The 4,854-nt window shown below is 62.4% G+C and carries 3 protein-coding genes and 1 pseudogene; 3 read left to right on the forward strand and 1 reads right to left on the reverse strand.

Annotated features, from left to right (window positions below; translation table 11 throughout):
- The 3 genes and pseudogenes from VNX23_RS05460 to VNX23_RS05470 form a co-directional block, all read left to right on the forward strand.
- Window positions 1-196, forward strand: a pseudogene (locus VNX23_RS05460) (ABC transporter substrate-binding protein); the annotation flags it as partial.
- A 121-nt stretch (window positions 197-317) separates the two neighbouring features.
- The gene (locus VNX23_RS05465) at window positions 318-3,089 is read left to right on the forward strand and encodes a xanthine dehydrogenase family protein molybdopterin-binding subunit (protein ID WP_325628167.1); all 2,772 of its coding nucleotides are present in this window, start codon (window positions 318-320) and stop codon (window positions 3,087-3,089) included.
- Window positions 3,086-3,601, forward strand: coding sequence for a (2Fe-2S)-binding protein (locus tag VNX23_RS05470; protein ID WP_325628168.1), 516 nt, complete (start codon window positions 3,086-3,088; stop codon window positions 3,599-3,601). Before VNX23_RS05465 ends, VNX23_RS05470 begins: the two co-directional genes overlap by 4 nt.
- A gap of 132 nt (window positions 3,602-3,733) precedes the next feature.
- On the opposite strand, the gene VNX23_RS05475 is transcribed toward VNX23_RS05470, so the two are convergent.
- Window positions 3,734-4,276, reverse strand: a complete 543-nt coding sequence (locus tag VNX23_RS05475) for a nucleoside deaminase (protein WP_325628169.1) — start codon at window positions 4,274-4,276, stop codon at window positions 3,734-3,736.
- Between the last annotated feature and the right edge of the window lie 578 nt (window positions 4,277-4,854).

Below are 4,854 nucleotides of genomic sequence, written 5' to 3' on the forward strand. Positions count from 1 at the left end.
GGTTATCGGCGGCGGAACAGCCAATACCGCCGCGCGTCTTGTGGCCGCGTTCCGCAAGGGCCTCAACGAACCCGGCTATGTCGAAGGGCAAGATGTGACGGTCGAGTATCACTGGCTGGAGGGTCATTACGATCGCCTGCCGCTCAATGTCCGCTTCGCTCCGAAAGCGACCGAGGCGCTGCTTGCAGCGAAATGACGCGGAGGGCCATAAGCGGTCATTCCGGCTTTTGGCCAGCTCCGCGGCGGGGTGCGGGTGACAAAAAATGTCTGCCATGGAGTGCGTGCAAGTCCTAGGATGCGCGAAGAGGTAACAACGCATGGGCATGTCGCGCCGCCAGTTCGTCACCTCGGCAACATCATATGGCATCGCGGTCAGTCTCTCGCGGGCGACCTTTGCCGCGAGCCCGGATTTCGAGATGCGTGAGACGCCGCCGAGCCACTGTGGCCGGAATCCGGCCGCCGCTCTCGGCGGCCGCATCGACGGCCCAGCCAAGGTGGTGGGCGCAAGGCTTTATGCATCCGATTTTCGCGCGTCCGACCTTCCGGGCTGGCCCTCGCGTACTTCGCACGCGCTGCTCATCCGCGCGACAGATGCGACACATGTCTTCGCCGGCCTCGACCTTTCATGGCTGCAAGGTGCTCTCGAACCGTCTCGTGTAATCACCGCCGCGGACGTCGCGGTTGCCGGCATTCGTGTGCCCGCATTCTACGAGGGCGATCTCTTCTGCCCCGTGGGAAAAACGCCGCTGTATCTGGGCCAGCCCCTTGCTATGCTGATCTTCGAACACTTCGACTCTTTCGATCAGGCGCGCCTCGCCTTGCGCGCGCCGAGCTGTGCGAAATACGGCGAAGAGACGGGTCCCGTCGCCCTTGCTCCGTATGGCTCGCATCGCTTTGTGCGTGTTGCCGGAGCAACACCGCAGGCGCCGGATCTCTTCTCACCATTGCTCGACGGTTGGATTGTTCCATGCAGTTTTCGCGACGGCGACGTCCCGGTCTGGGCGCCGCCGGACCGGCAAGGGCCGGCGGACGCCAGGGCATCTTTTTACGGTGAACAGATCCGAGCCGAGCTTGCCGCCAACAATCCAGACCTGTTGATCCTGGACCGCGAATTCGAGACGCAATCCGTCGACCCGATGTTCCTTGAGCCGGAGGCCGGTCTCGCTTGGTACGACGCAAGCGGGCGGAAACTCGAGATTGTGCTAGGCGTCCAGTCGCCCCAGGAGGCGGCGGAGTCGCTTGCCTATCTGCTCGGCGACGCGCGAGTTGAATTCAAGCCGGCCAAGATCCACACGCATTTCGCTTACCTCGGCGGCGGCTTCGGCGGGCGCGAACACACGATCATGCCGCTCTACATCGCGCTCGCCGCCATGTTCTTTCCCGACCGTCCGGTGCGGCTCGCCAATAATCGCTACGAGCAGTTTCAGTCGGGGATCAAACGGCACGCATTCAAGATGCGCTCGCGCATCGGCATCGATCGGACCACCGGCAGCATCCGCGCGTTCGCCGCCGACCACGTCCTTGATGGCGGCGGGCTCGCAAATTTTTCCGCCAGTGTCGCCGATGTCGCGGCGACGGCGGCGATCGGCATCTACGAAATACCCAAAGTCGACATTACTACCGTTGCGATCCATTCGCGCGGCGTTACCGCAGGCTCGATGCGCGGTTACGGAACGTTGCAGACGATGACGGCGCTCGAGGTCCTGATCGACGAAGCAGCGCAGGCGCTGCGTCTCGACCCGATCGAGTTCCGAAGCAGGAATGCCTTGCCTACCGACGGCAAGACCATGACCGGCAACCCGCTGATTGGTGTCACGCGGACCAACGAGGTTCTCGACAAGCTCAGCAAGCATCAAATCTGGCGGGACCGGGCAGCCGCGAAAACCGGCGCGCGACAAGAAGTTCTTGTCGGGACCGGCATGGCTTGCGTGACCAAGGATTTCGGCAGCGGCGCCGACTGCACGTTGTCTTCGGTCGCGATCTCGCCCGAGGGCCGGATCACGATCCACTCCGATGCGGTCGAAATGGGGACTGCTGTCGGCACGGCGCTGGCCAATCGCGTGGCCGCGCTTATCGGCGGCGTGTCCGATGAAGTGTCAGTGGCGAATATCGAGGCGTACGCGCCGCTTGCGCTCGTCACGTCCGGCGATTCTTACAGCATCACACAGTCCGAGCAGGATGCGGCCTCGCGCAACACGCGCTGGGTGCCGGCGATCAGCTCTCCATCGAGAGCGTCGGTCGGCGCGCATATCAGCACCCACGGCGCATTCGAGGCGGCGCGCGTCATATTCCACTTCGGGCTGTGGCCGGCCGCACTCGAGCTTTGGGGAATTGCCAAGACCGACCCGCAGGCCCGGCAATGGGACAGCGCCCAATGGCAAGAGCGCCAGCTGGTGATGCCGAGTCTGGCGCCGTTAGACCTCGCGGTGCTCGCGGCGAAAGCGCACGCGCGCGGCGGTGTCACTGGGGCGATGGTGCACGGCTTCAATCGTTGGGAATGGTCGCGCGCATCCTTCACGGTCGCGGGTGAAGCCTGGACTGCCGACATCGATGCGCTTGCCGTGCGTGCCGGCGCCGGCGCATTCGTGCGTCTCGATCGAACAAAGATCAGCTTCCCGCCGGCCGTGAACCAACGCATCGGTGCGAGCTATTCATCGGTGTGCGGGACACTCGTTCGCGTCGAGATCGACCGCAAGAGCGGCCGGGTCCGGGTCGTCAGAGGGTACAGCGCTGTCGAATGCGGGCAGGCACTGGTTCCGGAAGTCGTGGTTGGACAGGCGCAAGGCGGCTTCGCCATGGGCGTTGGCTATGCGCTACTGGAATCACTGCCGCTCTACGAAGGCGGGCCCGGCGATGGGAAATGGAATCTCGACCGTTACACGATCACCCGTGCGTCGGACTTGCCCATGAGTGACCTCGAGATCGAAGTGCTGCCGCCGCTCGCACCGAACGACACACCCAAGGGCATAGCTGAAGTCGTGATGATTCCCGTTGTTCCGGCGATCCTAAACGCGATCCACGATGCGACCGGTCATCGCTTCCGATCCTTGCCGGTTACCGAAGCCATGATCAAAGGAGTGCTGCAGTGACGACAATCAACCTCACGATGAATGGGAAACCCTACGGGCCTTTCGAGGTGCGCGACGAAATGTCGATGATTGACTTCCTGCGGGAGTATCTGGGGCTCACCGGTACCAAATTCGGATGCGGGGTGGCGCAGTGCTTGAGCTGTGCAGTGATCGTCGACAATCCCGATGGGACCAGCCAGACAAGCCCGACATGCATCCTCCCGGCGGTGAGCTTTGCCGGCAAGTCGATCCGCACGGTTGAGGGGCACGCCCAGAATGGGCAACTGTCCGCACTGCAGAAGGCTTTCGTCGAGCACTTCTCGTTTCAGTGTGGTTACTGTACGGCCGGCTTTTTGAACGAGGGCCAAGTGCTGCTGGAACGTCTGGCGAAATCGCGGATACCGCGCGCTGAACTTGACCAGACTATTCTTGATGCTCTCAACGGACATCTTTGCCGCTGCACGGGCTACATCAAATATCATGAGGCCGTGCGCGACGTGATTCTCTCCGATCCGACGCGTTACCTCGGCTAACGGACCTACCAAAGATTATGCTTGCGTGGCAGTTGATGTCCGCTTCTCTCCGAAAGTAACATGGCTCGCGAACAGCGCAACGGCCGCGACCAGCGCTACCTTCGCGGCGCAGATGGCGATCATGGATCCTCGCTACCTGAACAACCCCATCGCCTCGTCTGCCAGCACGCCACCGGTGATCGAGATTGGAGCAAATGGTGCCTTGGCCGCGACCTCGGCACTCGACAGCATGATCTGATCGATCTTGGTCGCGAGCTGTGTCACCGACGCGGCAAACACCAGCCGCTTGACGTGGCACCAGAGGATGGCGCCCATGCACATCGCACACGGTTCGCCCGACGTGTAGAGCGTGCTGCCGCGCAGGGTGGCTGGGCCGTGCTCCGCGAGGCACTTGCGGATCGCGTCCATCTCGCCGTGCGCGGTTGGATCCTGGTTCGTCCGTCCCTGATTGCGTCCACGTGCCATCACCGCGCCGTCGCGTACGATGACCGCACCGAACGGAAAATCGGCTAGGCGTGCCTCCTCGATTGCCATGCGCATGAACGTCACGTCCTCGACGGTAGGCGGACCCGCGAATTGAGCATTAGCCGCCATCGGCAAGATGGCCGTGCAGGCGAGCCCGGCGATGAAACAGCGCCGATTTGCAAGCCGGGTGCAATCGCATTGACAGGTCATGGTCACGATCTCCTATTCGGCCGCCCGATGGGCGACGCCAAGCTTGCGAAAGCACCGATGACATTGGATGCACCCGCAATGACGAAGGCGAGTGCAAGTAATACCGAGAATTTGAGGGGCATAGAGGCTGTCGTCTCGGTTGACCGCGTCTCCAGTTCCGAGGGAGCAGAGGGACCGGACATTTTAACCACCGCTCTCTGGCTTGTAGGATCAGGAGCCGACACCACCTTCGGCACCGCGGAACTCGAAGCTGTGTCAGCTCTGGGGTCATTCGCGACCAGTCGAGCCAGCCACTAGCGTGACCATGTCCGCCGTGCCCCGAAAGCGACCGCACTTCGCAGCGCGGGGGAAATGACGCGAAGGGCCATGAACGGACACATGCGCCGCAGCAAACGGCATCTCTATTCGACAGCTTGTCAGCGCGCCAAGCAGTGAGGGCGGCGCGGCAAGACCGAGCGCCTTGGCAGTCTTGAGGTTGACGATAAGCTCGAACTTCGTCGGCGCCTGCACCCATCTGGGTTTGCCTTACGAAAGCCACCGACTACAGGCTATCCAGATAAGAAAGGTTCCACGTCGGA

The organism is Bradyrhizobium sp., from assembly GCF_035570375.1.
Classification (GTDB): domain Bacteria; phylum Pseudomonadota; class Alphaproteobacteria; order Rhizobiales; family Xanthobacteraceae; genus Bradyrhizobium.

Coding starts and splice junctions, on each gene's coding strand:
- VNX23_RS05465 (WP_325628167.1), top strand. CDS start 318: ATGGGCATGTCGCGCCGCCAGTTCGTCACCTCGGCAACATCATATGGC.
- VNX23_RS05475 (WP_325628169.1), bottom strand. CDS start 4,276: ATGACCTGTCAATGCGATTGCACCCGGCTTGCAAATCGGCGCTGTTTC.